Source organism: Nitratireductor sp., assembly GCF_017794765.1.
In the GTDB taxonomy this organism is placed as follows: Bacteria; Pseudomonadota; Alphaproteobacteria; order Rhizobiales; family Rhizobiaceae; genus Nitratireductor.
The window spans coordinates 355,378-381,322 of the sequence record NZ_CP051236.1 but is presented as its reverse complement, the minus strand read 5'-3'; the positions used below and the strand labels follow the sequence as shown (position 1 = coordinate 381,322).

At 61.7% G+C, this 25,945-nt stretch carries 25 protein-coding genes and 1 tRNA gene; 13 read left to right on the top strand and 13 right to left on the bottom strand.

Annotation, left to right across the window (positions count from 1 at the left end; genetic code table 11):
- The first annotated feature begins 69 nt into the window (after positions 1–69).
- The 7 genes from HF949_RS01825 to HF949_RS01795 all read left to right on the top strand — a co-directional run bounded on the left by HF949_RS01825 (position 70) and on the right by HF949_RS01795 (position 8,021).
- Positions 70–2,256: a primosomal protein N' gene (locus tag HF949_RS01825; RefSeq protein ID WP_292898012.1), complete on the top strand. Its 2,187-nt coding sequence runs from the start codon at positions 70–72 to the stop codon at positions 2,254–2,256.
- A 102-nt stretch (positions 2,257–2,358) separates the two neighbouring features.
- A complete protein-coding gene (locus HF949_RS01820) occupies positions 2,359–2,754 on the top strand; it encodes an AGROH133_08824 family phage infection protein (protein ID WP_292898011.1) in 396 nt (131 codons plus the stop codon).
- 226 nt (positions 2,755–2,980) lie between these two features.
- On the top strand, positions 2,981–3,541 hold the full coding sequence (locus HF949_RS01815) for a F0F1 ATP synthase subunit delta (RefSeq protein WP_292898009.1): 561 nt from the start codon (positions 2,981–2,983) through the stop codon (positions 3,539–3,541).
- Positions 3,541–5,070: a F0F1 ATP synthase subunit alpha gene (gene atpA, locus HF949_RS01810; protein WP_292898007.1), complete on the top strand. Its 1,530-nt coding sequence runs from the start codon at positions 3,541–3,543 to the stop codon at positions 5,068–5,070. The genes HF949_RS01815 and atpA overlap by 1 nt, the downstream gene beginning before the upstream one ends.
- 12 nt (positions 5,071–5,082) lie before the next feature.
- Positions 5,083–5,958 carry a F0F1 ATP synthase subunit gamma gene (locus HF949_RS01805; protein WP_292898005.1) on the top strand — a complete coding sequence of 292 codons (876 nt, stop codon included), beginning with the start codon at positions 5,083–5,085 and terminating at the stop codon, positions 5,956–5,958.
- A 23-nt stretch (positions 5,959–5,981) separates the two neighbouring features.
- Positions 5,982–7,517, top strand: a complete 1,536-nt coding sequence (atpD, locus tag HF949_RS01800) for a F0F1 ATP synthase subunit beta (protein ID WP_292898003.1) — start codon at positions 5,982–5,984, stop codon at positions 7,515–7,517.
- A 99-nt stretch (positions 7,518–7,616) separates the two neighbouring features.
- Positions 7,617–8,021 (top strand): F0F1 ATP synthase subunit epsilon, encoded by a 405-nt coding sequence (locus tag HF949_RS01795; RefSeq protein WP_292898002.1) that lies wholly within the window; start codon positions 7,617–7,619, stop codon positions 8,019–8,021.
- A gap of 104 nt (positions 8,022–8,125) precedes the next feature.
- Here the strand turns inward: HF949_RS01795 and HF949_RS01790 are convergent, their stop codons facing one another.
- The 13 genes from HF949_RS01790 to HF949_RS01730 form a co-directional block, all read right to left on the bottom strand.
- The gene (locus tag HF949_RS01790; RefSeq protein ID WP_292898001.1) at positions 8,126–8,647 is read right to left on the bottom strand and encodes an RNA pyrophosphohydrolase; all 522 of its coding nucleotides are present in this window, start codon (positions 8,645–8,647) and stop codon (positions 8,126–8,128) included.
- A 17-nt stretch (positions 8,648–8,664) separates the two neighbouring features.
- Positions 8,665–9,855, bottom strand: coding sequence for a divergent polysaccharide deacetylase family protein (locus tag HF949_RS01785; RefSeq protein WP_292898000.1), 1,191 nt, complete (start codon positions 9,853–9,855; stop codon positions 8,665–8,667).
- Between the two features lie 150 nt (positions 9,856–10,005).
- On the bottom strand, positions 10,006–11,331 hold the full coding sequence (locus HF949_RS01780; protein WP_292897999.1) for a S41 family peptidase: 1,326 nt from the start codon (positions 11,329–11,331) through the stop codon (positions 10,006–10,008).
- Positions 11,321–12,628: a murein hydrolase activator EnvC family protein gene (locus tag HF949_RS01775; protein ID WP_292897998.1), complete on the bottom strand. Its 1,308-nt coding sequence runs from the start codon at positions 12,626–12,628 to the stop codon at positions 11,321–11,323. Before HF949_RS01775 ends, HF949_RS01780 begins: the two co-directional genes overlap by 11 nt.
- 157 nt (positions 12,629–12,785) lie before the next feature.
- Positions 12,786–13,268, bottom strand: a complete 483-nt coding sequence (gene rlmH / locus HF949_RS01770; RefSeq protein WP_292897996.1) for a 23S rRNA (pseudouridine(1915)-N(3))-methyltransferase RlmH — start codon at positions 13,266–13,268, stop codon at positions 12,786–12,788.
- Positions 13,269–13,328: 60 nt separating this feature from the next.
- Positions 13,329–13,703 carry a ribosome silencing factor gene (rsfS, locus tag HF949_RS01765; RefSeq protein WP_025030539.1) on the bottom strand — a complete coding sequence of 125 codons (375 nt, stop codon included), beginning with the start codon at positions 13,701–13,703 and terminating at the stop codon, positions 13,329–13,331.
- A gap of 159 nt (positions 13,704–13,862) precedes the next feature.
- A complete protein-coding gene (locus tag HF949_RS01760; protein ID WP_292897995.1) occupies positions 13,863–14,504 on the bottom strand; it encodes a nicotinate-nucleotide adenylyltransferase in 642 nt (213 codons plus the stop codon).
- Between the two features lie 14 nt (positions 14,505–14,518).
- A complete protein-coding gene (locus HF949_RS01755; RefSeq protein ID WP_292897993.1) occupies positions 14,519–15,805 on the bottom strand; it encodes a glutamate-5-semialdehyde dehydrogenase in 1,287 nt (428 codons plus the stop codon).
- Positions 15,806–16,960, bottom strand: coding sequence for a glutamate 5-kinase (proB, locus tag HF949_RS01750; RefSeq protein ID WP_292897991.1), 1,155 nt, complete (start codon positions 16,958–16,960; stop codon positions 15,806–15,808).
- A gap of 10 nt (positions 16,961–16,970) precedes the next feature.
- Positions 16,971–18,008, bottom strand: a complete 1,038-nt coding sequence (gene obgE, locus HF949_RS01745; RefSeq protein WP_292897989.1) for a GTPase ObgE — start codon at positions 18,006–18,008, stop codon at positions 16,971–16,973.
- Between the two features lie 106 nt (positions 18,009–18,114).
- On the bottom strand, positions 18,115–18,708 hold the full coding sequence (locus HF949_RS01740) for a GNAT family N-acetyltransferase (RefSeq protein ID WP_292897987.1): 594 nt from the start codon (positions 18,706–18,708) through the stop codon (positions 18,115–18,117).
- 122 nt (positions 18,709–18,830) lie between these two features.
- Positions 18,831–19,100 carry a 50S ribosomal protein L27 gene (gene rpmA / locus HF949_RS01735; RefSeq protein WP_007009231.1) on the bottom strand — a complete coding sequence of 90 codons (270 nt, stop codon included), beginning with the start codon at positions 19,098–19,100 and terminating at the stop codon, positions 18,831–18,833.
- A gap of 83 nt (positions 19,101–19,183) precedes the next feature.
- On the bottom strand, positions 19,184–19,837 hold the full coding sequence (locus tag HF949_RS01730; protein ID WP_292897983.1) for a 50S ribosomal protein L21: 654 nt from the start codon (positions 19,835–19,837) through the stop codon (positions 19,184–19,186).
- A 258-nt stretch (positions 19,838–20,095) separates the two neighbouring features.
- Between HF949_RS01730 and HF949_RS01725 the strand changes: the two genes are divergently transcribed.
- The 6 genes from HF949_RS01725 to HF949_RS01700 all read left to right on the top strand — a co-directional run bounded on the left by HF949_RS01725 (position 20,096) and on the right by HF949_RS01700 (position 25,924).
- Positions 20,096–20,185: transfer RNA gene (locus tag HF949_RS01725), tRNA-Ser, on the top strand.
- A 514-nt stretch (positions 20,186–20,699) separates the two neighbouring features.
- The gene (locus HF949_RS01720; RefSeq protein ID WP_292897981.1) at positions 20,700–21,464 is read left to right on the top strand and encodes a DeoR/GlpR family DNA-binding transcription regulator; all 765 of its coding nucleotides are present in this window, start codon (positions 20,700–20,702) and stop codon (positions 21,462–21,464) included.
- Positions 21,465–21,494: 30 nt separating this feature from the next.
- Positions 21,495–22,304, top strand: a complete 810-nt coding sequence (locus HF949_RS01715; RefSeq protein ID WP_292897979.1) for a BtpA/SgcQ family protein — start codon at positions 21,495–21,497, stop codon at positions 22,302–22,304.
- 25 nt (positions 22,305–22,329) lie between these two features.
- On the top strand, positions 22,330–23,313 hold the full coding sequence (locus HF949_RS01710; protein WP_292897977.1) for an ABC transporter permease: 984 nt from the start codon (positions 22,330–22,332) through the stop codon (positions 23,311–23,313).
- Positions 23,310–24,410: a M42 family metallopeptidase gene (locus HF949_RS01705; protein ID WP_292897975.1), complete on the top strand. Its 1,101-nt coding sequence runs from the start codon at positions 23,310–23,312 to the stop codon at positions 24,408–24,410. The genes HF949_RS01710 and HF949_RS01705 overlap by 4 nt, the downstream gene beginning before the upstream one ends.
- Entirely contained in the window at positions 24,410–25,924 is a 1,515-nt protein-coding gene (locus HF949_RS01700) for an FGGY-family carbohydrate kinase (protein WP_292897973.1), read from the top strand. The genes HF949_RS01705 and HF949_RS01700 overlap by 1 nt, the downstream gene beginning before the upstream one ends.
- Positions 25,925–25,945 lie beyond the last annotated feature (21 nt).

Below are 25,945 nucleotides of genomic sequence, written 5' to 3'. Positions count from 1 at the left end.
AGGATGCACTTCCATCCTCCATATGTTCGGTCTTTGCTCTAATGCAAGAACAGGGCAAGGTCACGCCCGATGACAAAAGATTCGCCAATGAGCTCCGTTGTTCCGGTCATGGTGCCGATGCCGGCCGAGCGGCCCTACTCCTATGCGGTGCCAGAGGGCATGCGCGTGGAGCCGGGCTCCATCGTGCGCGTACCGCTGGGGCCGCGTGAGGTGGCGGGGATTGTCTGGGACGGGCCAGGCGAGGCAGTGGCGGCGAAAAGGCTTCGGGCGATTGCCGAGGTCTTCGACTGTCCGCCGATCCCCGAAGAGATGCGCCGGTTCGTCGACTGGGTCGCCAATTACACGCTCTCGCCGCCCGGCATGGTGGCGCGGATGCTTTTGCGTGCGCCGGCGGCGTTCGATCCCGAGCCGCCGACCGAGGGGCTGCGGCTTGTCGACGGGATGGGGCCTGACCGGCTGACGGCAGCCCGTGAACGCGTGCTGGAAATGGCCGCCGACGGCCAGGCATGGACGAAGGCGGGGCTCGCCCATGCGGCGGGCGTTTCTGCCAGCGTGATCGAAGGGTTGCGTTCGCAGGGCGTGTTCGAGACGGTTTCAATCCCGCCGCGCCCCCTGGTGGCCGTGCCCGATCCGACATTCGGACGTGCGACGCTGACCGACGGTCAGGCGGAAGCGGCGGATCGTTTGCGGGACAAGGCCGGCACCGATGCCTTCAGCGTGACCCTGATCGACGGCGTGACGGGTTCGGGCAAAACGGAGGTCTATTTCGAGGCGGTGGCGGCGGCGCTGGAGCGCGGCAAGCAGGTTCTCATCCTGATACCCGAGATCGCACTGACGCAGGCCTTTCTGGAACGCTTTCATGACCGGTTCGGTGCGAAGCCCGCCGAATGGCACTCCGACCTCGCGCCAAAGAAGCGTGAGCGGGTGTGGCGGCAGGTGGCGGAGGGGCAATTGCGGGTGGTGGCTGGCGCGCGCTCGGCGCTGTTCCTGCCCTTTCGCGAGCTTGGCCTGATCGTGATCGACGAGGAGCACGACCCGGCCTACAAGCAGGAAGACCGTGTTTTCTACAATGCGCGTGACATGGGCGTGGTGCGGGGGCATATCGGTGGCTTTCCTGTGGTGCTTGCGTCGGCAACGCCATCGCTTGAAAGCCGGGTCAATGCCAATCAGGGGCGCTATGAGCGGATCGTGCTTTCCTCACGCTTTGCCGATGCGGCGCTGCCGGATCTTGCCACCATAGACATGCGCAAGGCCGCGCCCCAGCGCGGCGGCTTTCTCTCCCCGGTGCTGATCGACGAGATGAAGAAGACGCTGGCGCGGGGCGAGCAGTCGCTTCTGTTTCTCAACCGTCGTGGCTATGCGCCGCTGACGCTGTGCCGGGTGTGCGGGCATCGGTTTCAATGTCCCGACTGTTCGAGCTGGCTGGTGGAGCATCGCTTTCGCCGGCAGCTTGTTTGCCATCACTGCGGCTATAACGAGCCACGTCCGGAGGCTTGTCCGGAATGCGGCACGCTCGATCATCTCGTGGCTTGCGGGCCGGGGGTGGAGCGAATCACCGAAGAAGTGGACCAGCTTTTTCCCTATGCGCGCACCATCATGCTCTCCTCCGACATGATGGGGGGCGTGAAGCGGTTGCGGCTGGAACTGGAGGCCATCGCCAAGGGCGAGGCAGACATCATCATCGGTACGCAGCTTGTGGCCAAGGGGCACAATTTTCCCGGCATGACGCTGGTGGGCGTGGTGGACGCGGATCTGGGCCTTGCCAATGGCGACCCGCGTGCGGCCGAGCGCACCTTTCAGCTTCTGGCGCAGGTGACGGGGCGTGCCGGCCGCACGGGGCGCAAGAGCCTCGGCCTGCTGCAGACCTATCAGCCCGAGCACCCGGTGATGCGGGCAATCGTGACGGGCGATGCGGAGGCATTTTACGAGCGCGAGATGGCGGAGCGAGAAAGGGCGGGGCTGCCGCCTTTCGGACGCCTTGCCGGGATCATCGTGAGCGCGGCCACGCGGCAGGAAGCGGAGAGCCATGCCCGGGGGCTGCGACAGGCTGCGCCGCGCGCCGATGAGGTGGATGTTCTCGGTCCTGCCGAAGCGCCGCTGGCGGTGGTTGCCGCGCGGCATCGGTTCCGCCTTCTGGTGCACGGAACGCGCCGCGCCGACATTCAGGGCTTTTTGCGCGACATGATCAAGGCTGGCCCGAGGCCGCGCGGTTCGGTTCGGGTGCAGGTGGACATTGATCCGCAGAGTTTTCTGTGAAGTGTGGCGGGTGCGCTATGCCCCCCGGAAGTTGAAACAGGCTAAGAGAGCCGAACCTTGAAATGGGCCTTTGGGCCCGCAATTCGCAAACGGGGGTTTCCGATGCAGTTTTCCTTCCCATGGCCGGTAACGCAGGGTGAGTGGCTGGCATGGTCGGCGGCGGCGGCAACGATCTTCATCGGACTGTTCGTCATGTTCATGCCGAGACTGGCCCTGCGGCTGTTTCGGCTGCAGCCTGCTGTCGAACGCACCGAGATGCTGGTGGTGCCGCGCGCCATCATTGGCGGGTTTTATATCGGCTTTGGACTGGCAGCGATGATGCTGGCCCAGCCATTCATCTATCTGGCGCTTGGAGCGGCCTGGGCGGTATCGGTTTTCGGTTGCCTTATTTCCATGCTTTCCGACGGTGCAAAGGCACTTTACAGCTGGCTGTTTCTGGCGCTCTCGCTCGTTCTGGCGGTTTTGCCGCTGGCCTTTGTCATGGGATTCATTGCCTGACGGGTCAAAAATGCGTCCAAACTGCGACAAAGCAGCCGGTTTGCCGGCGGCCATGCGTGTTGCGAGTCTCGGAAGCCTGTGCTAGACGGCAATCGGCTTTCAGCAGAAGGGCATGCTTCATGTCTTTTTGCGAGGGGAAAAATTCAATCAGGTCAGAGATTTAGCCCGAGCCTGGCGCTCCAGCAGAAAATCTTTTGGCCTTCTAGGCGTGAGAGATGACCATCCCGTGGCACAATCTGGCTCCATGATTTCCGGAATGGCAGGGCGCTACGCTGGTTCGCTTTTCGAACTGGCGAAGGAAGCCAAGGCGATTTCCACAGTCGAGGCCGATCTCGGTCGTTTCGAAGATCTTCTTGAAGGCAGCGACGATCTTCAGCGTCTGATCAAGAGCCCGGTTTTTTCCGCGGACGATCAGCTGAAGGCTGTCAGCGCCGTTCTCGACAAGGCCAAGATTACGGGCCTGGTCGGCAATTTCCTGCGTGTCGTGGCGAAGAACCGGCGCCTGTTCGCCGTTCCGCAGATGATCCGCGCATTCCGCCAGATCGCGGCTGAAGATCGCGGCGAAACGACGGCGGATGTGACTGTAGCGCATGCGCTGAATGCGACGCAGGAGAAGGAACTGAAGGCCGCACTAAAGGCAGTGGCTGGCAAGGACGTTTCAATCAACGTAACCGTTGATCCCTCCATTCTCGGCGGGCTGGTGGTCAAGATGGGCTCGCGCCAGATCGACACATCGCTCAAAACCAAACTCAATTCGCTCAAGCTTGCACTGAAAGAGGTCGGCTGATGGACATCCGTGCGGCGGAAATTTCCGCAATTCTGAAGGATCAGATTAAGAACTTCGGCAAAGAAGCCGAAGTTTCAGAAGTTGGCCAGGTGCTCTCCGTGGGCGACGGCATTGCCCGCGTCTATGGTCTGGACAATGTCCAGGCCGGTGAGATGGTGGAATTCCCCGGCGGCATCCGTGGCATGGCGCTGAACCTCGAAGTCGACAATGTCGGCGTCGTTATCTTCGGTAGCGACCGTGACATTAAAGAAGGCGACACGGTGAAGCGCACGGGCGCCATCGTGGACGTTCCGGTCGGTCCGGAGCTGCTCGGCCGCGTTGTTGACGCGCTTGGCAACCCGATCGACGGCAAGGGCCCCATCAAGGCAAAGCAGCGTGCCCGCGTTGACGTGAAGGCACCGGGCATCATCCCCCGCAAGTCGGTTCACGAGCCGATGTCCACGGGTTTGAAGTCCGTTGACGCGCTAATCCCGATCGGCCGCGGCCAGCGCGAGCTTATCATTGGCGACCGCCAGACCGGCAAGACCGCTATCGTTCTCGATACCTTCCTCAACCAGAAGCCGCTCAACGACGGTGACGACGAGAGCCAGAAGCTCTACTGCGTCTATGTCGCCGTTGGTCAGAAGCGCTCCACGGTTGCACAGCTGGTGAAGGTTCTGGAAGAGCGCGGCGCTCTCGAATACTCGATCATCGTCGCCGCCACCGCTTCCGATGCCGCTCCGATGCAGTTCCTGGCTCCGTTTGCCGGCTGCGCCATGGGCGAATATTTCCGCGACAACGGCAAGCATGCCGTGATCGCCTATGACGATCTGTCCAAGCAGGCCGTCGCCTACCGTCAGATGTCGCTCCTGCTGCGCCGCCCGCCGGGCCGTGAAGCTTATCCGGGTGACGTGTTCTACCTGCACTCCCGCCTGCTCGAGCGCGCGGCGAAGATGAACGACGAGCAGGGCGCCGGTTCGCTCACAGCTCTGCCGGTCATCGAGACGCAGGCGAACGACGTGTCGGCCTACATTCCGACCAACGTGATCTCGATCACCGACGGTCAGATCTTCCTCGAGACCAACCTGTTCTTCCAGGGTATCCGCCCGGCCGTGAACGTCGGTCTGTCAGTGTCGCGCGTCGGCTCCGCAGCCCAGATCAAGGCGATGAAGCAGGTTGCCGGCTCCATTAAGGGTGAGCTCGCCCAGTACCGTGAAATGGCTGCGTTCGCGCAGTTCGGTTCTGACCTCGACGCCTCGACCCAGCGCCTGCTCAACCGCGGTGCGCGCCTGACCGAACTCCTGAAGCAGCCGCAGTTCTCGCCGCTGAAGACGGAAGAGCAGGTTGCCGTGATCTTCGCCGGTGTGAATGGCTACCTCGACAAGCTGCCGCTTGCCGATGTCACCCGTTTCGAGCAGGGCCTGCTTTCGCACATGCGTGCGGATGGCAAGGACGTGCTGGAAGCGATCCGCAAGGAAAAGGCGCTTTCCGACGATCTGCGTGAGAAGCTCAAGGCACAGATCGACGCTTTCGCCAAGAACTTCGCCTGAGGCTGAGCGAGCATGGCTTCCCTTAAGGAACTTCGCAACCGGATCGCCTCGGTCAAGGCGACGCAGAAAATCACCAAGGCGATGCAGATGGTCGCCGCGGCGAAACTGAAGCGCGCCCAGGAGGCGGCCGAGGCTGCGCGGCCCTATGCCGAACGCATGGGAACCGTGCTCGCCAACATCGCCGGCGCCGTTTCGGGCACCGACGCGCCGCCGCTGATGGCCGGCACGGGCAAGGACGATACGCACCTGCTGGTCGTCGCCACGGCGGAACGCGGTCTTTGCGGCGGCTTCAACAGCCAGATCGCAAAGAAGGCACGCGAGCATATCCGTACGCTTCTGCGTGACGGCAAGACCGTGAAGGTGCTCTGCGTTGGCAAGAAGGGTTACGACATTCTGCGTCGCGACCATGGCGACCTGATCATCGATCGCGTGGACCTGCGCGAGGTGAAGAAGATCGGCTTCGAGAACGCGCATGAGATCGCCCGTCAGGTGATCGGCCTGTTTGAGAAGGGCGAGTTCGACATCTGCACGCTGTTCTACTCCGAGTTCCAGTCGGTGATGTCGCAGGTGCCGACCGCGCTGCAGATCATTCCTGCCGCGGTTCCAGCAGATGGGGCCGGTGAAGGATCGGATGCGGTTTACGAATACGAGCCGGATGCACCTTCCATTCTTGCCGATCTGATCCCGCGCAACATTTCGGTGCAGATCTTCCGGGCGCTTCTTGAGAACGCAGCCGGTGAGATGGGCGCCAAGATGACCGCCATGGACAGCGCGACGCGCAACGCAGGCGAGATGATCGACAAGCTGTCGATCACCTACAACCGTCAGCGTCAGGCGCAGATCACCAAGGAACTGATCGAAATCATTTCGGGCGCGGAAGCGCTCTAACGGACCGAAGAGGTTAAACGAACATGGCCAAAGCAGCGACCCCGAAGACGGCGTCCGCGACTGCCGCAAAAAAAGCGGCTCCGGCGCGCAAGGCGGCTTCCACCCGCAGCACCGCAAAGAAGGCATCCGGCGCAGTCGGCACGATCCGTCAGGTTATTGGCGCCGTTGTTGACGTGCAGTTCGAGGATCATCTGCCGGCGATCCTGAACGCGCTGGAGACGGAAAACCAGGGCAACCGCCTCGTGCTCGAGGTGGCGCAGCATCTGGGCGAAAACACCGTTCGCTGCATCGCCATGGACTCCACCGAGGGCCTCGTTCGCGGCATGGAAGTGCGTGACGCAGGCAATCCGATTGCCGTGCCGGTTGGCGAGGCCACGCTCGGCCGCATCATGAATGTGGTTGGCGAGGCAATCGACGAAGCCGGCCCGGTCAAGGGCGACGGCACCCGCGCTATCCACCAGCCCGCTCCCGACTATGTGGACCAGTCCACCGAAGCCGAAATTCTGGTCACGGGCATCAAGGTTGTGGACCTGCTCGCTCCCTACGCCAAGGGCGGCAAGATCGGCCTGTTCGGTGGCGCCGGCGTTGGCAAGACGGTTCTCATTCAGGAACTGATCAACAACGTCGCCAAGGCGCATGGCGGTTACTCCGTGTTCGCCGGCGTGGGTGAGCGTACCCGTGAGGGCAACGATCTCTACCACGAGATGATCGAATCCGGCGTGAACAAGGACCCGGCCAAGAATAACGGTTCGACCGAAGGCTCCAAATGCGCCCTCGTGTTCGGCCAGATGAACGAGCCGCCCGGTGCGCGTGCCCGTGTTGCTCTGACCGGTCTGACGGTTGCCGAGCACTTCCGCGACCAGGGCCAGGACGTTCTGTTCTTCGTCGACAACATCTTCCGCTTCACGCAGGCTGGTTCCGAGGTGTCTGCGCTTCTCGGCCGCATTCCTTCGGCCGTGGGTTATCAGCCGACGCTGGCGACCGACATGGGCGCCCTGCAGGAACGCATCACGACCACCACCAAGGGCTCGATCACCTCGGTGCAGGCCATTTACGTGCCCGCCGACGACCTGACCGACCCGGCACCGGCAACCTCGTTCGCCCACCTGGACGCAACGACCGTGTTGAACCGTGCCATTTCGGAAAAGGGTATCTACCCGGCCGTGGATCCGCTCGACTCCACCTCGCGCATGCTTGACCCGATGATCGTCGGCGAAGAGCACTACCAGGTGGCACGTCAGGTGCAGGAGATCCTCCAGCGCTACAAGTCGCTGCAAGACATCATCGCCATTCTCGGCATGGACGAGCTTTCCGAAGAGGACAAGCTCACGGTTGCCCGCGCGCGCAAGATCGAGCGCTTCCTGTCGCAGCCCTTCCACGTGGCCGAGGTCTTCACCGGCGCGCCGGGTCTGTTCGTGGATCTCGAAGACACGATCCGCTCGTTCAAGGGCCTCTGCAACGGTGAGTACGATCACCTGCCGGAGGCGGCATTCTACATGGTCGGTACCATCGAGGACGCCGTCGAGAAAGCCCAGAAGCTGGCAGCGGAAGCAGCCTGATCCGAAGCGAATAGCGAATAGGGAGTAGCGAATAGGGAGAGCGGAAGCGATCGGGCGAAGTACATTCGCTATTCGCTATTCACTATTCGCTAGAGAAAGATGGCAGAAGCCTTCAAATTCGATCTGGTCTCGCCCGAGCGGCTCCTGGTTTCCCAGGACGTCGAATCGGTTGTCATTCCCGGCACCGAGGGCGAACTGACCGTTATGGCGACCCATGCGCCGACCATGACCAGCATCAAGCCGGGCGTGGTCACTGTTTCCGCCGATGGCAAGACGGAACGCTATGTCGTGTTTGGCGGTTTCGCCGATATTCTTCCTGACAGCTGTACCGTGCTGGCTGAATCGGCTGTGCATGTCGACGACATCAATCGCGAGGATCTCGCGCGCCGCATCCAGGACGCCCGCGAAGATATCGAGGATGCCAGGGACCACGAGACGCGTATGCGCGCCGAGGAATTCCTCCATCAGCTGACAACGCTGGAAGGGGCTATCCTTCCGGCCTGATCAGCCGATAGCTCAAACAAAAAAGCCGGGCTCAGCGCCCGGCTTTTTTTGTGTGCGCAATTTGGGTTCAGAGGAGGTGAAGGGCCGGCTTCTGGCCAGAAGCTTCAGGGCGCGAGATGACGGAAGGCGTCGACCACGCTGTCATAGACTTTGCGTTTGAAAGGCACGATCAGCTTTGGCAGTTCTGCCATGGGCTTCCATTCCCACATGTCGAACTCCGCCGCGTGGCCACCAGGCGGCGGGTTGATGGCAATCTCGGACTCCTGCCCCTCGAAGCGGAAGGCGAACCATTTCTGCTTCTGGCCGCGATACTTGCCCTTGAGCGCCACGCCGACCAGGTGTTCGGGCAGATCATAGGTGATCCAGTCGGGCGTTTCGGCAAGAAAGGAAACGGACTTCATGCCTGTTTCCTCGTATAGTTCACGATAGGCCGCCTCGCGCGCATCTTCGCCCTTGTCCACACCGCCCTGAGGCATTTGCCAAAGCTGTGTCGCGCCGGAGAGCTCGTCCGTGTCGGGCTGCACGATGCGCCGCCCGGCCCAGGCCAAGCCGCGATCATTCAGAACCATGATGCCCACGCAAGGGCGATAGGGCAGATCGTTCGCAATCATGTTGTTCCTGGCCATTGCTAGACTGTCCAATCTTATCGGGGCTCGGGGTCGGCGGCGAGCGCCGAGATGGGGACGAGTTCTATCCCGCGCGCGGTTACCTCAGCGGCCCACTCGGCGACTGTGTCGATGGTTTCATCGAAAGCCGATCCGGTTCCAATCGCAAAGCCGCGCGCGCGGGAAATGCGTTCCAACTCATCGAGTTTTTTCAGAATTTCACCACGGTCGGGTCGGCGGTTATTTCCTGTGGGATCAATCAGTACATCCGATGCGGCAAACGGTACTCCTTCCTGAAGCGCCAGATCTTCGGCGACGCTGCGCGCGGATGTGCCGTCGTCGATATACATCAGTCCGCGTTTGCCAAGCTCGGCCATGATCTCATCCATCGGCTCCGGTTCCGCGGTGAAGCGGCCACCCATGTAGTTCATTATGCCGGTGTAATTCGTGATTCTTGAAAGAGCCCAGCGAAGGCGGGCAAGGTTCTCCGATGGCGATGCGTCGACGGTCAGCGTGTTGCGCCCGGGATTCGGCGAGGGATAACCGAAGGGTTCCATCGGCACCTGCAGGACGATCTCGTGCCCTGCCTTGCGCGCTGTCTGCATCCAGCGGCTCAGGCTGTTGCCGGCCGGGGCGAATCCGAGGGTGATCTCGGGACGGAGCGCCTCAATCGCCTCCTGGGTCGTTGTCTGTGAAAGTCCCAGGCCACCGATAATGATGGCGATTCTGGCTCCGCGCGCGCCCGACCACGCCCGGGCATAAACATCGAAGGGGCGGCGGCCTCCCGCATCGCGCACGGGCAGGGGCCCCGTTTCCGATTCTTCGATAAGTGCGCGGTCGGGAAGATGGGCAAGTCTTGGATGCTGTCCCATGGCCGAGGGGTCGCGGATGACAATGACTCCGTTTCCGGGCTCCCCATTCTCGGCGGGATCTCTGGGGCCGAGCCGGGTAATTGACGCATTGGGAGCGCCCTGTCGCGGAACATCCGCTACCGGTTCAGGCGTGGTTGTTTCGGCGACGGTCTGTTCCACCGGCTCCGTAATGGCGATTGCTGCCGGTGAACGAAAAGGACGGTCGCGCAGCGCCACGGCAGTAGAAACACCAAAAATGGCGATTGCGGCAAGGCTCAGCGCTATGCGTTCGGTGGTGAAAATGCCACTGCGTTTTGGCTTTTTCGGCCGGTCATCGCGGCCGAGCGGCCGGTCTATGTCTCTGTTCCCCGAAATCATACCCACCCGTGACGATGGCCGAGGGCCAAAAATCCAGACCGGTCATCTCCCTGATGGAAGGATTGCCGCTCCCGTATTCAGATTTCCGACAAACCGTGTTGCCGGGGCGCCATCGCCGATTCGCTGAAACCGGCGATGGTCGATCGATACTTACTGATTCATGACGGCTTTGTCAGGATTTGGCGGAAAGGCGGGGTCAGTTTTTTCGCCACGGAGCAGTTCAAGCGCTGCGTTGAGCTGGACGTCATCCTTGGCATCCGGCGGTACATAGGCGATCGAGCCGGAGCCCTCCTCGCTTTCTTCCTCACCCTTGATGTGCCCACGCAGATCCGACTCGCCCCGGCGCAGATCGCGACCCTGTAACTCTTCGGGTAGCGGCTGGTCGACCTTGATGTCGGGCGTGATGCCTTTGCCCTGGATCGATTCTCCTGATGGCGTGTAGTAGAGCGCGGTGGTGAGGCGCAGGGCGCCGTTCTCGCCGAGCGGAATAATGGTCTGCACCGAACCCTTGCCGAAGGATTGGGTGCCGAGCACCGTCGCGCGGCGATGATCCTGCAGCGCACCGGCAACGATCTCGGAGGCGCTCGCAGAACCGCCGTTGATCAACACAATCACCGGCTTGCCATTGAGCACATCGCCGGGCCGCGAATCGAAACGGGCGATATCGTTGGCGTCACGACCGCGTGTCGAAACGATCTCGCCACGGTCGAGGAAAGCATCGGAGACGCTCACCGCCTGATCGAGCAGACCACCCGGATTGAGACGCAGATCGAGTACATAGCCCTTCAATTTGTCGTCAGGCACCTCTTTGCTGATCGTATCAATGGCGCTCATCAGGTCATCGAAGGTCTTTTCGGTGAAGGACGTGATCTTCAGATAGCCGACATCCTCCTCCACGCGGAACTTGACGGCTTTCACCTTGATGATATCGCGCACAATGGTCAGCTCGATCGGTTTGTCTGCACCTTCGCGCAGGATGGTGAGTTCGATCGGTGTGTTGACCGGGCCTCGCATCTTGTCCACCGCGTCATTGAGCGACATGCCGCGCACCTCCTCGCCGTCGATGGCGGAGATCAGGTCGCCGGCCAGGACGCCAGCGCGCGAGGCGGGTGTGTCGTCGATGGGGGAGACAACCTTCACGAGCTCATTGTCCATGGTCACTTCGATGCCCAGGCCACCGAACTCGCCCTTTGTCTGGACCCGCATGTCCTTGGCAGCTTCCGCATCGAGATAGGAAGAGTGTGGATCGAGCGAGGTGAGCATGCCGTTAATGGCGCTCTCCACCAGCTTCTTGTCGTCCGGCGGGGTCACATACTGGGCGCGCACGCGCTCGAAGATGTCGCCGAAGATCGCAAGCTGCCGGTAGGTTTCCGAACCAGCGGCGTTTGCCGAGAAACCGCTCGTACCGTGAAAAAGCGAAACCGCGGATGCGCCCATGAGGGCGCCGGCAAACAATAGCGACAAGTTACGTTTCATTTCCTGTCCTTCCAGAGTGTCCCGGAGCCCACCAGGGTTTAGGATCGATCGGTTTTCCGTTCTTCCTGAACTCGACATACAGCTCGGGGGTAAGGTCTTCAGTCCCCGGGCCTGCGATGCTTGCCAGACGAGCTTCCCCCATCATGCCGATTGGTTCGCCCGCCAAAACGGATTGCCCCAGCGTCACGCTTACCTTATCCAAGCCGGCAAGCACGATATGATAACCGTCGCCGGCATTGAGTATCAATAGCTGACCATAGGAACGAAACGGTCCTGCGTACAGTACCGTCGCCCCCGCGGGTGCCGTAACGATTGCGCCGGATTGTGTTCTTAGAATGTCGCCCTGCAGCGGCGCGCCAGTGTCGTCGTCTTCACCGAACCTGGCCACGAACTGACCGGCAACGGGCAAGGCCACCCCGCCTGTCCGCCTGGCGAAGGAGGCGCCGGCACCAAGACGGTTCTCGGGCGAAGTCGGCTCATTGAGCCGCCTTGCGCGCTCGGCTTCAGCCTTGCGGAGCGAGGCGATTTCGTTCTCCAGCGACCCGATCAGCTCCTGAAGGCTGGTGGCGCGTGCGGCCAGCGCCTCTGCCTGCTGCTGCTCTGTTGCCATGCGGTTTTCGGCCTCCTGCTGGAGACGCTTCTTCTCGTCCAGCAGCAAGGCCAGCCGCTTCTTTTCTTCGGCCTGTTCGGTCACGGTTTTTTGAAGTTTGTCGCGCTCGCCCTCAATCGACGTCACGATCCGAGAAAGATCGCGCAGATCGCCGATCAGGATTTCCGTTTCCGCACGCAGCTCCGGCACCACCGCGCCGAGAAGAATGGCACTGCGGACTGAAGCCAAGGCGTCCTCGGGGCGCACGAGAATGGCCGGCGGCGGGTTGAGGCCCATGCGTTGAAGCGCGCCGAGCACCTCGGCCAGAACGCCGCGGCGCGACTGCAGCGATTCGCGGAGGTAGCTCTCTTCGTGACGAAGCTTGCTCAGCCGCAGCGAAATCGTATCGATATCCTCGCTCAGCTTGCGTTCCGTTTTTGCTGCCTGGATGAGAGCCGCCGTGATTGCGGCATTGTCGTTCCTGATGGCATCGATCTCGGCCGCGATCTCGGCGAGCCGCTTTTCCGTCAGTGCAATCTCGCGGTTGATGTCCTGAAATTCGACCTGGCTCTTGTTGTGCTGGGTCTCGAGAACCTGAATGCCATCCTGCGCGGGAGCGGGGGCAGGCAGAATGCAGAAGATCGCCACAGCAGCAGCGGCCGTCCTGAGACGGGTGAGATATGGGCGCGGCGCGAGCGCATTCTTCATCCCTGGTCTGCCGTTTTACGCGAAGTGGAGGTCGTTCAAAGACAGGATAGGCCAAGTTTCCTTAAGGAAACATCAACCATGTGGTAACCGGATGCAATTTTTGGTTGTATTTTGCCGGGCGTCAATGCGCGTTTGTGAAAACAGCGCCACGAGTCGGTCAGTCACGGTGATAGGGATGGCCAGAAAGGATGGTCGACGTCCGGTAAAGTTGTTCAGCCAGCATCAGGCGAACGATCTGGTGCGGCCATGTCTGTGCGCCGAAGGCTATGGTGCGGTCGGCTGCCTCACGCAGTTCACTGTCGTGCCCGTCCGGCCCCCCGATGACTATCGTGAGACTGCGGCGGCCCTGATCGCGCAAATCCGCGATCGTTTCGCTCAACTGCCTTGATGTGAGATTCTTCCCACGCTCGTCGAGCAGAAAGAGTGCTGACCCCTCGGGGCGCATTTGTGCGATCTTGCGGCTTTCTTCGCGACGCCGTTCGTCAGCGGACCTGGCGCGGCTCTCGACAATCTCACTGACACCGGAGAATTCCAGGCCCACAGCAGGGCCGCTTTTGGCGAACCGCTCCAGATAACGGTCCGTCAAATCCCTCTCGGGGCCGGTCTTCATCCGGCCCACGGCACAAATGGCAATATACATTCCAGCCTCTCTGCCCGGTGGGCGGAGGTGGCTCATAGTCGCCGTCGTCGCAGACGACGGTCAGTGAACCGTTTCATCCTCCAGATCGGGGGCCTGCCACATCTTCTCGATGTTGTAAAACTCCCGAACTTCAGGGCGGAAGACGTGAACGACAATGTCGCCCGTATCGATCAACACCCAGTCGGCGCCGCTCAGACCTTCGACCTTGGCGTTGCCAAGACCAGCCTCTTTGAGCGCGCGGATCAGATGATCCGCCACTGCCGCCACATGGCGATGCGAACGCCCCGACGCGATGATCATGTGATCGGCGAGCGGAGATTTGCCCTGGATATCGATAGAGATGATGTTTTCCGCCTTGGAGTCTTCCAGACTCGTGAGGGCTGTTTCAACGGCCTGGGAAACCAGATTGCGACTGGCCTCGGCCGGCGAAGGCATCATGTCAGCCTTCTTCGTCATTGCTGTTCTCAGTGTCTTTCCTTTCCAATAAGAACAAGCTCACCATCGGCCACAATGCCGACGATACCCAATAGATAGGCAGAGTCTGTTAACAGTTTCAAGACATGGCCGTTCACATGTTTGAACGGAGTTTAGCGATCACCGGGCCTCTTTCGCCGCATTTCTGATGGCGGTCGAGGATAGCGAGGAGCGTGGGCCGTGGATGAATGTCCAGGCTGGCGGCCTGCTGCGCGCCAGGATTGGCGCGTCGTCTTCGTCGAGCCGGGCATGGTCGAAAGTCTTCGCCATGGTGGACGATAGGAAGGCGAGCGTCGCCCCGGGACGGTCGATCACCGCAATGGGCATGGAGCGCACGATGTCGCGCCAGCGTTCCCAGCGGTGAAAGTCGCGCAGGCTGTCGGCGCCCATGATCCAGACAAAATCGACACCGCGATTGCGCGTTTGAACAAGATCTATCGTGTCCGCCGTATAGCGGATGCGGTGGCCGGCCTCAAAGGCAGTCACCTTCACGCGTGGATCGCTGGTGCATTTCTCCGAAAGCGCCACCCGTTCGGAAAGCGGCGCGAGCTCGCGATGGCTTTTCAGTGGGTTTCCCGGCGTGACGATCCACCAGAGCTGATCGAGCCTCAGCCTTCGCATGGCGATTTCTGCAACCAGCGCATGACCGGCATGGGGAGGATTGAACGATCCGCCGAAGAGCCCCACCGCCATGCCCGGCTCCACATGCGGCATGCGCAGATAGCGCGCCGGGAGGGACGTGGGCGAAGCAGGAGAAGGCATCAAACGATCCGGGCTCACGGTCGTGTCTGGCCGGAGCCGCGAACGCGATATTTGAACGAGGTGAGCTGTTCAACACCGACCGGACCGCGCGCGTGCATCTTACCGGTGGCAATGCCGATCTCTGCACCCATCCCGAATTCGCCGCCATCGGCAAACTGGGTGGAGGCATTGTGGAGGAGAATGGCCGAATCGATCTCGTTGAAGAAGCGCTCGACGACTGCCGCATCCTCCGCGACGATGGCCTCGGTGTGGTGCGAGGACCATGTGCCGATATGGCGGATCGCTTCATCCACGCCGTCGACCAGCTTCACCGAGATGATCGCGTCGAGATATTCCGTAGCCCAGTCTTCCTCGGTCGCGAGTGTTGCCGATGCGAAGCGGGCGCAGACATCTTCATCGCCGCGAATGGCGCAGCCGGCTTCTTTCAGGGCAGAGAGAACCGGAACCAGAAGCCGGTCGGCTGCTTCCCAATCCACGAGCAGGGTTTCGGCGGCGCCACAGATGCCGGTGCGCCGCATCTTGGCATTGACGGCGATGGAGACCGCCATGTCGGTGTCGGCCGAGCGGTCGAGATAGAGATGGCAGATGCCTTCCAGGTGCGAGAAAACCGGGACGCGCGCGTCGCTCTGCACGCGTTCGACGAGACTGCGCCCGCCGCGCGGCACGATCACGTCGACATTGCCGCCAAGGCCTTTCAGCATCTCGCCAACGGCGGCGCGGTCGGTGACCGGCACACGCTGGATGGCGTCGGCGGGCAAGCCTGCTTTCTCAAGTCCTTCGACAAGGCAGGCATGGATGGCGGCGGACGAACGGGTGGAATCGGACCCGCCCCGCAGGATCACCGCATTGCCGGCCTTGAGGCACAGCGCGCCGGCATCGGCGGTCACGTTGGGGCGGCTTTCATAAATCACGCCGATGACGCCGAGCGGCGTGCGCACGCGCTCGATCTGAAGACCGTTGGGGCGATCCCATGCGGCGATCACATCGCCGACCGGGTCTTTCAGCGCGGCGATGGCGCGGATGCCTTCGGCCATGCCGGCGATGCGTGCCGAATCGAGCTTCAACCGGTCGAGGAGGGCAGGCGACAGGCCGGCCTCTTCACCGTGCGCCATGTCTTCGCGATTGGCTTCAAGGATCGCCGCTTCATTGTGCGTGAGCGCATCGGCCATGGCTTCCAGCGCGGCGTTCTTGATCTGCGGTGTGGCGATGGACAACGGGCCTGCGGCAGCGCGGGCGCGCGCACCGAGATCGTTCATCAGCGCGGCAATGTCCGCACTGCCCTGCCTGTTTTCCATCAGCATTCAACCCTCCGCCTTTTCCTTCAGGTGATGCCGCGCATGGGGCGCCGTCACCAGATCGTCGCGGTGCACCATGGCAGCGCGCGCTTCATATCCGAGCACTTCGGCAATCTCGCCGCTTTTCAGACCGGCGATTCTTACGGCATCGGCGGCGTCGTAGGCAACCAGCCCGCGCGCCACCTCGCGCCCGTCGGGCCCGTGAATGGCCACCGTGTCGCCGCGCGCGAAACTGCCTGAGACATGGGTGACGCCGATGGGCAGGAGCGAGTTTCCAGCCGCAAGCGCCAGAACCGCACCGGCATCGACCGTGATGGTGCCTGCCGGCTCCAGCTGGCCGGCGATCCATGTCTTGTAGGCGCGCACAGGTGTGTCGCTCGCCCTGAAGAGAGTGGAGCGGGCGCCATTGTCGATTGCCGCAAGCGGGTTTAGGCGCGTGCCCGAGGCGATCACCATGGCTGTGCCTGCCGCTGTCGCGATACGACCTGCATCGAGTTTTGTGCGCATGCCGCCGCGCGACAATTCCGACGCTGCAGCGCCGGCCATGGCCTCGATCTCCGGGGTGATGGCGTCCACCACCGGGATAAAGCGCGCATCGGGGTCGCTTGCCGGCGGGGCCGTGTAGAGACCGTCCACATCCGAAAGCAGAACCAGAAGATCAGCCCCCAGCATGGTGGCGATGCGGGCGGCGAGGCGATCATTGTCGCCATAGCGGATTTCGCTGGTGGCGACCGTGTCATTCTCATTGATGACGGGGACGACACCCATCTTGAGAAGCGTGGAGACGGTGGCGCGTACATTGAGATAGCGGCGGCGCTCTTCCGTATCACCGAGCGTGACGAGGATCTGTCCGGATTTGAGCCCGCGCTTGCGCAGCTCCTCGTCCCACGCGCCGGCGAGCGCGATCTGGCCGACCGAGGCGGCGGCCTGGCTTTCCTCAAGTTTGAGCGTGCGCCGTTCAACTCCTAGGATCGTGCGGCCAAGCGCGATGGCGCCGGACGAGACCACCAGAACCTCAACGCCATCGGCATTGAGTGCCGCAATGTCATCGACCAGCGCGGAAAGCCATTCGCGCTTCAAACCCTTCTTGCGGTCCACCAGAAGGGCGGAGCCGATCTTGACGGTGATGCGGCGGTGACTGCTGAGCGCGGGGCGGGACATGCGGGGCTGCCTATTTCTGCCAGCGGTCGTCAGCCGCATCTGCGTCTTCTTCTTCGGTGCGCGCATCCTGAATGATCTTCATCAGCGCACGCAGCACGTCCTGCACACCTTCGCCGGTGGCGGAAGAGAGGAGGAGCGGTTTCTTTCCGCAGGCCTCCGCAAGAGCCGCCTGTTTTTCGGCCCGCGCTTCGTCGTCGAGAAGGTCCACCTGGCTGAGTGCGACGATCTCTGCCTTGTCGGTGAGGCCGTGGCCATAGGCGGCAAGCTCACCGCGAATGGTGGTGTAGACGGCGGCGGGGTCTTCCTCGCGCGCTGAGACGAGATGCAAGAGAACGCGCGTGCGTTCCACATGGCCAAGAAAACGGTCGCCAATGCCAACGCCCGCATGGGCGCCCTCGATGAGGCCGGGGATATCGGCCATGACGAATTCGCGCGCGTCGATGCGCACCACACCCAGATTGGGATGCAGCGTGGTGAAAGGATAGTCGGCAATCTTCGGCCTGGCCGCCGTAACTGTGGCCAGAAAGGTGGATTTGCCCGCATTGGGCAGGCCGACCAGACCGGCATCGGCGATGAGCTTCAGGCGCAGCCAGATCCATGCCTCTTCGCCCGGCAGGCCGGGATTGGCACGGCGCGGCGCCTGATTGGTGGAGGATTTGAAGTGCTGATTGCCGAAGCCGCCATTGCCGCCGCTGGCCAGCTTAAAGCGCTGGCCAATTTCGGTCAGGTCGCAAATGAGCGTCTCGTTGTCTTCTTCGTAGATCTGCGTGCCTACCGGCACTTTGAGGATCGCGTCCTCGCCCTTGGCGCCGGTGCGGTTCCGGCCCATGCCGTGCACGCCGGTCTTGGCCTTGAAGTGCTGCTGGTAGCGGTAATCGATCAGTGTATTCAAACCCTGGACCGCCTCGATCCAGACATCGCCGCCGCGGCCGCCATCGCCGCCGTCAGGTCCACCAAACTCGATATATTTCTCGCGCCGGAACGAAACGGCGCCTGCGCCGCCATCGCCGGAGCGGATATAGACCTTGGCCTGATCGAGGAACTTCATGAGTTTGACCGTCTTTCCATATCGTTGCGCAGAACCGTCTACAGCATCATGAGCCGAAGTGCGAGAGCAGACAGAATGTCAGCCGTTCCTGCTCTCGCTCTTCAATTCACGCGCCCCAGCTTCTGAGGCTAACCCAGGTGCTGCGGTCGAGCTGATAGCGCTCGACGGCCACCCTGCCGGCGACTACCGAATCCATCATGCCCTGACCGGCATACTGAAAGCCGCATTTGTGGATCACGCGCCGCGAGGCGGTGTTGGTGACGCGGCAGGACACATTCAGCCGGTCGATATCCGTGGCGCGGAAAGCCAGATCGACGAGCGCATGTGCCGCTTCTGTCGCGTATCCGCGGCCCCAATAGGGCTCGCCGATCCAGTAGCCCATCTCGAGGCCATTCGCGCGGTTTTCCAGACCGGCGCAGCCGATGAAGGCACCGGTTTCAGAAAGCGTGATCGCATAGGTGCAGCCGTTGATCTCTCCGGCACGAATGCGGCTCAGAAAACTGTGCGCGTCGTTCACGCGATAGGGATTGGGCAGGCGGCCGAGCATTTCGGCCAGGCGCCGGTTGTTGGCAAGCTCCACCAGTTCGGTCACATCATCGTCGCGCGGGATGCGCAGAACGAGGCGCTCGGTAACGAGAACCGGGCAATCTATCTCGACTCTGGGACTTTCACTCTCGATGTCTTCACTTTCGGCAACCATTGCTTTTCCTCCGGACAAAAAGAAAGGGGAGATGGCGACCCATCTCCCCTTTCGAACCTATTTCCGGACTGTCCAGACACCGGTCCCCGAGATGGGTCGCCGGTGTTGGTGAAGCGGACCGGCTACTCCGCTGCCTCCGTAATCGGGTTTACGGACACGTAGGTTCGACCATTGGCTTTTTTGGCGAAGGAGACAGCACCTGCCTCTTTCGCAAAAATCGTATGATCCTTGCCCATGCCGACATTGACGCCGGGATGCCATTTCGTGCCACGTTGACGGATAATGATGTTGCCAGCGAGAACCTTCTCGCCGCCGAACTTCTTCACACCAAGGCGTTTGGACTCGGAATCGCGACCGTTGCGCGACGAACCACCAGCTTTTTTGTGTGCCATAATCTTGCTCCTTTGCGCCCCTCGAGAGCGCCTGCATTCCTAATGCGCCGAGAGGCGCCGAATTTCAACCCTTTGGCGAATGATTATTTCGCCAGTTCCTTGGCCTGCTCGCGCCAGTCCTTGATCTGGTCGGCGCTGAACGGCATGGCCTCATCGATACGCACCACGTCCTCGTCGGTGAGAGCGGCCACCTGAGCGTAGGTGGTGATGCCCTGCTCGGCGAGCTGGCCGGCGGCAACCGGGCCGATGCCCTTGATCTTGGTCAGGTCGTCGGGCTCGCCAGACGGAGCGGTAAAGAGCGGAGCGGCCGCTGCGGGCGCTTCCGTCTTTGCCTCTGCCTTCTTGGGAGCGGCTTCCTTCTTCGCTGGCTTTTCCTCGGCCTTGGCAGCCGGCTTCGCAGCGGCCTTCTTCGAGGGCTTTGCGCCGCCGGTCAGGATCTCGGAAATCCGCACGGTGGTCAGAAGCTGACGATGGCCGCGCTTGCGGCGCGAATTCTGGCGGCGACGCTTCTTGAAAGCGATGACCTTCTTGCCGCGGCCCTGCTCGACCACCTCGGCGGCCACGCTGGCGCCATCGACGAGCGGTGCGCCAATGGTCACGTCCTCGCCTTCGCCAACGGCAAGAACATCTGCAAACTGAATGATCTCACCGGGCTCGCCGGTGACGCGCTCGACCTGAAGCAGGTCGTTTGCGGAAACGCGGTACTGTTTACCGCCGGTCTTGATGACTGCGAACATCTTTTTGCCTTTCAGTGTCCGGTCCGGCTTGGGTCCGCAAGATGCGGCCTGCCGTCTTTTTGCCAGTCTGGATGGTTAAACAACAAACGGCGCAGGGGTTTTCCCGCGCCGCAGGTCGCGTGTCCATAACGGAAGAGGTCTGGAAGGTCAAGCAGAGGCGGGAAAAATGCGGCAGATTGGCTTCGATTGGCCCTTGTATCGAAACCGATCACCGGTTATCTAGTGCGCCGCGCTGGCAACAGCAGACCAGCATCTCGCGGAGAGGTGGCTGAGTGGTTGAAAGCACCGCACTCGAAATGCGGCATACTCGCAAGGGTATCGGGGGTTCGAATCCCTCCCTCTCCGCCATTTTATTTCTATAAATATTTGATTTCACTTGGTTTTTTGGATGGCGACAGGGGCGCTCCTATTTTCTTCCCTGCTTGGCTTTTGGCTTGTTGCGTCGACCGACTATTCCTGAGTGCAAGTACCTACCTTTGATTTGTATGCGGCCTCTGCGGCCCTACTCGGGCCCACCCCCTTCCCTTCATTTCTATTGGGTCCCATGCGTTAGGTTCATCCAAACCCAGATGAACTTGCCTGCTGGTTTAATGAAGCCTCGAAGCTAGCTTGAAGGGAGGAGATGGGCGATGAGCCAGTCTTTTCCGGCGGTGGCTTTAACCAGGTTGAGCAAACCGGGGCCCAGCGGCGTCAGCACCGGGGTACGCGGCTGAAGGCTCGCAAGAATGGTCTCCCTTCCAGACAGTTCCTCGTGAGCAACGTCAGGCTGTGTCGCAGGTCCCGTGAAGGTTCAGCATAAAAGTGAGCTTTATCTATTGACTCGATCATATCGATCATTAACGATCATAGAGGGAGGAACGGGATGCAACATCGGTTTCCGCAAAAGCGTCAGCAGCAGATGATCGACCTCATCGTCGACCGCAAGCGCGTGAGCAATGCGGATCTGTCTGCGATTCTGGGCATTTCACTTCCCACGGTTCGTCGCGATCTTGTTGTGCTCGAGCAGGCGGGCGTGGTGACGAGAACCCATGGCGGCGCTGTCGCGCGCGGTGTCGGCGAGGATGGAACAGAGCCGCTTTTCCTGGAAAAGCTTCGTCAGAACCAAAGCCTGAAACAACGCATCGGCCAGGCGGCTGCCGGCAAGGTTCTCGACGGTCAGGTGGTGCTTCTGGATTCCGGCACCACAGCCCTTGCGACCGCTCATGCGCTTGCCGGCCGGCGAGTGACAGTGGTGGCCATCGATCTCAAGGTTGCCGAGGCTGCATCGATTGGCGCTACCGAGGTGCACATCGTCGGTGGGCGCGTTCGGAATGGCTATTTCAGCCTCGTCGGAAACTGGTCCAAGGACGCGCTGTCCAGCATCAAGGCGGATATCTGTTTTCTCGCCGCAGATGCTGTCGACCACGAGGGGGTCACCACCGCCACGTTCGAGGAAGCCGAGACAAAGCGGATCGCGATGGAGCGATCAAAGCGCGTCGTCGTCATCACCGATCACAGCAAGTTCGGCAAGCGGGCTTTCGCGCAGGTCTGTGGGCTGGAGGCCGTGGATGAATTGATTACCGACAGGGGCGGCACGGACACCGTCGCATCCTATCGGGCACTGATACCGGCCATCACCCTCGTCTGAGGGGGCCAAATCAAGAAAGAAAGGCACGGAATGTCAAAGTTCAAGCAGCTCTTCGGCGACAAGAAACCCATCATCTCGATGGTGCATCTTCTGCCGATGCCCGGCTCGCCCCTTTATGATGCGGATGCGGGCATTGACGGCATCGTCGCCGCGGCGCGAAAGGATCTCATCGCCCTGCAGGAGGCGGATGTCGATGCAGTGATGTTCGGCAATGAGAACGATCGCCCTTATGAGCTCAAGGTAGATATCGCTTCCACCGCCGCGATGGCCTACGTGATCGGTCAGCTGCGCAACGAGATCAAGAAGCCATTCGGTGTGAATGTCCTTTGGGACCCAATGAGCACGGTGGCTCTTGCCACGGCGACTGGCGCCTCCTTTGTGCGCGAAATCTTTACCGGCACCTATGCCTCCGACATGGGGCCGTGGACGCCGAATGCCGGCGAGGCGCTGCGCTACCGCAACCGCCTTGGCCGTGATGATCTGGTGATGCTTTACAACGTGTCGGCCGAGTTCGCCGATTCCATGGACAAGCGCCCACTGGCCGACCGGGCCCGTTCCGCCGTCTTTTCCTCAATTCCCGACGCGGTGCTCGTTTCGGGCGCCATAACAGGCGAGGCGGCTGAGATGAGTGACCTCAAGGCCGTCAAGGAAAAGGTCACGGACACACCGGTCCTCGCCAATACGGGCGTTCGCCACAACACGGTGGCCGACATTCTCAAGATCGCCGATGGCTGCATCGTGGGCTCGTCGCTCAAAGTCGACGGGAATACCTGGAACCCGGTGGATCCGGAGCGGGCCAAGGAGTTCATGCAGATCGTGAAGGCCGCCCGCGGCGGCTGATCAGAAAGACCAGGGGAGGAAGACCATGGACGCAAGACAGGACACCACAGGCTCACACTTAAAGAGCCTGGGCATATTGACGGCGCTTATATTCGTTGCGCTCGCAATCGCCAGCCCGACATTCCTGTCATCGTCCAACCTCCAGTCCATGGGCTTCCAGTTTCCCGAGTTCGGGCTTCTGTCACTCGCGGTTCTTCCGACAATGATTTCCGGCGGCATCGACCTTTCCGTCGTTGCCGTCGCCAATCTGGCCTCGATCGTGGCCGCGGTGACCATGAAAGCCGGGCCGGACGTGGCGTGGCTCGCCATTCCTGCCGGTCTCGCAGTGGGTCTTGTCTGCGGCGCGTTCAACGGCTTTCTCGTCGCCTATCTGCGGCTGCCGCCCATCCTCGCGACGCTCGGTAGCATGCAGCTTTTCGCCGGCATCGGCATCATCATCACGCGAGGGCCGGCGATCACCGGCCTTCCTGACTGGTACACGGCGTTCGGCAACTGGACCATCGGCGGCGTTCTCCCGCTTCCGCTCGTGCTTTTTGCGCTCGTCGCATCGGGACTGGCTTTCCTTCTGCGCCGCACACCGGTGGGCATGCGCCTGCGCCTGTTTGGTGCCAATCCGGTCGCCGCCGATTTCGCCGGCGTTCCGGGAAAGAAGCTGATCATCCAGATCTACGCCATTGCCGGCTTTATCGCCGCACTTGCCGGTCTGGTGGTTCTGGCGCGTGTCAATTCGGCCAATGCCGATTATGGCAGCTCCTATCTTCTACTCGTCATCCTCATCAACATTCTTGCCGGCGTCAGCCCGGCGGGGGGCTTCGGCACCGTCACCGGCGTGGCCCTGGCCGTGATCTGCCTGCAGTTCATCTCCAGCGGGCTCAACATCCTCTCCTTCAGCGCCTTCTCCCGCGACCTGTTCTTCGGCGGCCTGCTCATTGCGGTCATGTCCTATCGCGCGGCTTTCGGTTCCTTCGATGTGAAGGCGTTTTTCAAACGAAAGGCTCACCAATCATGAAAGAGCGCCTCCGCTCACTCCTCAAAACCCTGATGCTGACGCCGGGCCTGTCCGGACATGAAGACCGCGTGCGCCGCCGCATCGAGAAAGAGCTCGCCGATCTGCCGCTTGTCCTTCGCACGGATCGCCTAGGCAATCTGATCGCCACGCTGGAAGGTGACGAAGGCGCGCCCTCGGTCATGCTTTTCGCCCACACCGATCAGCTCGGTTTCATGGTGCGCAAGATCGAGGAGAACGGGCTGGTGCGCATCGAGCGGCTGGGCGGCATTCCGGAGAAGGCGCTGCCCGCGCAGGCTGTTCTCTTCTGTGTTGGCGAAGGCCGCGATGTGCAGGGCGTGATTGCAAACAAGAGCCATCACGCCACGCCGCCGGAGGAGAAATACAAGGTCACGCCCTACCAGGAAGTCTTCATCGATGTGGGCGCGGAAGATGCCGAAGGCGTCAAGGCACTGGGCATCGAGATCGGCACACCGGTGGTCTATGACCCGCGCGTCATCGAACTCAATGAAAACCGCCTGATCGGCACCTCGGTCGATGACCGTGCCGGCTGCGCGGTGATCGTGGAAGTCGCCCGCGCGCTCGCCGCCGAAGGCCCGCGCCCCACGGTGCATTTCGTCTTCGCGGTGCTCGAAGAGTTCAACCTTCAGGGCGCGATGGTCGCCGCCCGCGCGATCAATCCCGACATTGCCATCCAGCTCGATCTGGCGCTCAACGCCGATACGCCGGACATGACCCAGCGCGGCGAAGTCGCACTCGGTAACGGCCCGGCGATGAGCCTCTATTCGTTCCACGGGCGTGGAACGCTGAACGGCACCATTCCGCACCCGGCATTGCCGAAACTCTTCTCAGACACCGCAGCCGCCGAGGGCATCAATCTTCAGCGCACGGCCCACACCGGGGCACTGACGGATTCCTCTTACGTGCAGCTCGTCAATGAAGGCGTCGCCTGTATCGATATGTGCTTCCCGTGCCGCTACACGCACACCTCGCTCGAAATGTGCGACCTGCGCGACCTGGAAGCCCTCACGAAACTGCTGATCGCCGCGATCCGCCGGGTCGACGCGAATTTCAGCCTGAACCGGGATGACTACACCTGATGGACTGCTATCTCGGCATCGATATCGGAACCTTCGAAACCAAGGGCGTTCTGGCCGACGGCGAGGGGCGCATTCTGGCGACTGCCAAGCGGCGGCACGACATGATCGTGCCGCAGCCCGGCTGGGCCGAACATGATGCCGAGAAAGACTGGTGGGGCGAGTTCTGCGCCATCAGCAGGGAACTGATCGCCTCGACAGGCATCGCCCCTCAAGACATCAAGGCGGTGGCGGCAAGCGGCATCGGCCCCTGCATGTTGCCGGTTGATGAAGAGGGCAATCCGCTGATGAATGCGGTGCTCTACGGCGTCGATACCCGCGCGGCAGAAGAGATCGAGGAACTGACCGCCGAGATTGGCGAGGAGACGCTGCTTGCCGAATGCGGCAACACGCTCAGCTCGCAGTCTGTCGGTCCGAAGATCCTGTGGCTGAAAAAGAAACGGCCGGAAATCTACGCCCGCACTCACAAGGTGATGAACTCCTCATCTTTTCTCGTGCACCGGCTGACGGGTCGTTTCGTCATCGACCACTACTCCGCATCGTCCTCCAGCCCGCTCTACGACATCCATAGCAATCGCTGGACCGACCGGTACGCCGACCGCATCATCGGACCTGAGCGCTTGCCGGAGCTTTTGTGGAGCACCGAGATTGCCGGCCATGTGACAGACCAGGCGGCGAAGGAAACCGGACTTGCGCCAGGCACGCCGGTCACGGCGGGCACCATCGATGCGGCATCGGAGGCTGTCAGTGTCGGGGTTCTCGGTACCGGCGAAATGATGATGATGTATGGCTCGACCATGTTCATCATCCTGGTCACGGACCATCGCGTGGAGGATGGGCGGCTATGGTATGCGCCATGGCTTTTCGAGGGACAGCATGCCTGTATGTCGGGCACATCGACAAGCGGCACGCTGACACGCTGGTTTCAGGAACAGTTCGCTCGCGAGCTGAATGCCGAGGACGCGCTGAGGCTGCTTGCGGAGGAAGCGCAGGGCGCGCCGGTCGGCGCCAACGGCATCGTCGTGCTGCCCTATTTCTCCGGTGAGCGCACTCCGATCCACGACCCCCATGCGCGCGGCATGATTTTCGGGCTCGATCTGACCCATACACGGGCAGACGTCTATCGCGGCTTTCTCGAAGGCATCGCCTATGGCGTGACCTCGGTGATCGAAACCTATGAGGCGGCAGGCGCCAGTATCGACCGCATCGCCGCTGTCGGTGGCGGCACCAAAAACGCCGTCTGGTCGCAGGCAATCTCTGACGCCAGCGGAAAGGTTCAGGAGGTTGCAGCCAACACGGTCGGCGCCGCCTTTGGCAACGCGTTTCTCGCGGCCGTCGCGGTGGGCGCGGCCGGCCGCGAGGATATCCGTCGCTGGAACCCGATGGAACGGAGCATCGTGCCAAAGGAAGAAAATCGTGTCGTCTATGACGCGCGCTATCGCACATTCAAGGAATTGTACGCCCGCAACAGCGATCTCATGAGGGGAACGGAAAAACGGGCGTCCGATGAAGCCTGACAGGCGGCCATCCCGGCCGTC

Coding starts and splice junctions, on each gene's coding strand:
- HF949_RS01825 (WP_292898012.1), top strand. CDS start 70: ATGACAAAAGATTCGCCAATGAGCTCCGTTGTTCCGGTCATGGTGCCG.
- HF949_RS01820 (WP_292898011.1), top strand. CDS start 2,359: ATGCAGTTTTCCTTCCCATGGCCGGTAACGCAGGGTGAGTGGCTGGCA.
- atpA (WP_292898007.1), top strand. CDS start 3,541: ATGGACATCCGTGCGGCGGAAATTTCCGCAATTCTGAAGGATCAGATT.
- HF949_RS01805 (WP_292898005.1), top strand. CDS start 5,083: ATGGCTTCCCTTAAGGAACTTCGCAACCGGATCGCCTCGGTCAAGGCG.
- atpD (WP_292898003.1), top strand. CDS start 5,982: ATGGCCAAAGCAGCGACCCCGAAGACGGCGTCCGCGACTGCCGCAAAA.
- HF949_RS01795 (WP_292898002.1), top strand. CDS start 7,617: ATGGCAGAAGCCTTCAAATTCGATCTGGTCTCGCCCGAGCGGCTCCTG.
- HF949_RS01790 (WP_292898001.1), bottom strand. CDS start 8,647: ATGGCCAGGAACAACATGATTGCGAACGATCTGCCCTATCGCCCTTGC.
- HF949_RS01785 (WP_292898000.1), bottom strand. CDS start 9,855: ATGATTTCGGGGAACAGAGACATAGACCGGCCGCTCGGCCGCGATGAC.
- HF949_RS01780 (WP_292897999.1), bottom strand. CDS start 11,331: ATGAAACGTAACTTGTCGCTATTGTTTGCCGGCGCCCTCATGGGCGCA.
- HF949_RS01775 (WP_292897998.1), bottom strand. CDS start 12,628: ATGAAGAATGCGCTCGCGCCGCGCCCATATCTCACCCGTCTCAGGACG.
- rlmH (WP_292897996.1), bottom strand. CDS start 13,268: ATGTATATTGCCATTTGTGCCGTGGGCCGGATGAAGACCGGCCCCGAG.
- rsfS (WP_025030539.1), bottom strand. CDS start 13,703: ATGCCTTCGCCGGCCGAGGCCAGTCGCAATCTGGTTTCCCAGGCCGTT.
- HF949_RS01760 (WP_292897995.1), bottom strand. CDS start 14,504: ATGCCTTCTCCTGCTTCGCCCACGTCCCTCCCGGCGCGCTATCTGCGC.
- HF949_RS01755 (WP_292897993.1), bottom strand. CDS start 15,805: ATGCTGATGGAAAACAGGCAGGGCAGTGCGGACATTGCCGCGCTGATG.
- proB (WP_292897991.1), bottom strand. CDS start 16,960: ATGTCCCGCCCCGCGCTCAGCAGTCACCGCCGCATCACCGTCAAGATC.
- obgE (WP_292897989.1), bottom strand. CDS start 18,008: ATGAAGTTCCTCGATCAGGCCAAGGTCTATATCCGCTCCGGCGATGGC.
- HF949_RS01740 (WP_292897987.1), bottom strand. CDS start 18,708: ATGGTTGCCGAAAGTGAAGACATCGAGAGTGAAAGTCCCAGAGTCGAG.
- rpmA (WP_007009231.1), bottom strand. CDS start 19,100: ATGGCACACAAAAAAGCTGGTGGTTCGTCGCGCAACGGTCGCGATTCC.
- HF949_RS01730 (WP_292897983.1), bottom strand. CDS start 19,837: ATGTTCGCAGTCATCAAGACCGGCGGTAAACAGTACCGCGTTTCCGCA.
- HF949_RS01720 (WP_292897981.1), top strand. CDS start 20,700: ATGCAACATCGGTTTCCGCAAAAGCGTCAGCAGCAGATGATCGACCTC.
- HF949_RS01715 (WP_292897979.1), top strand. CDS start 21,495: ATGTCAAAGTTCAAGCAGCTCTTCGGCGACAAGAAACCCATCATCTCG.
- HF949_RS01710 (WP_292897977.1), top strand. CDS start 22,330: ATGGACGCAAGACAGGACACCACAGGCTCACACTTAAAGAGCCTGGGC.
- HF949_RS01705 (WP_292897975.1), top strand. CDS start 23,310: ATGAAAGAGCGCCTCCGCTCACTCCTCAAAACCCTGATGCTGACGCCG.
- HF949_RS01700 (WP_292897973.1), top strand. CDS start 24,410: ATGGACTGCTATCTCGGCATCGATATCGGAACCTTCGAAACCAAGGGC.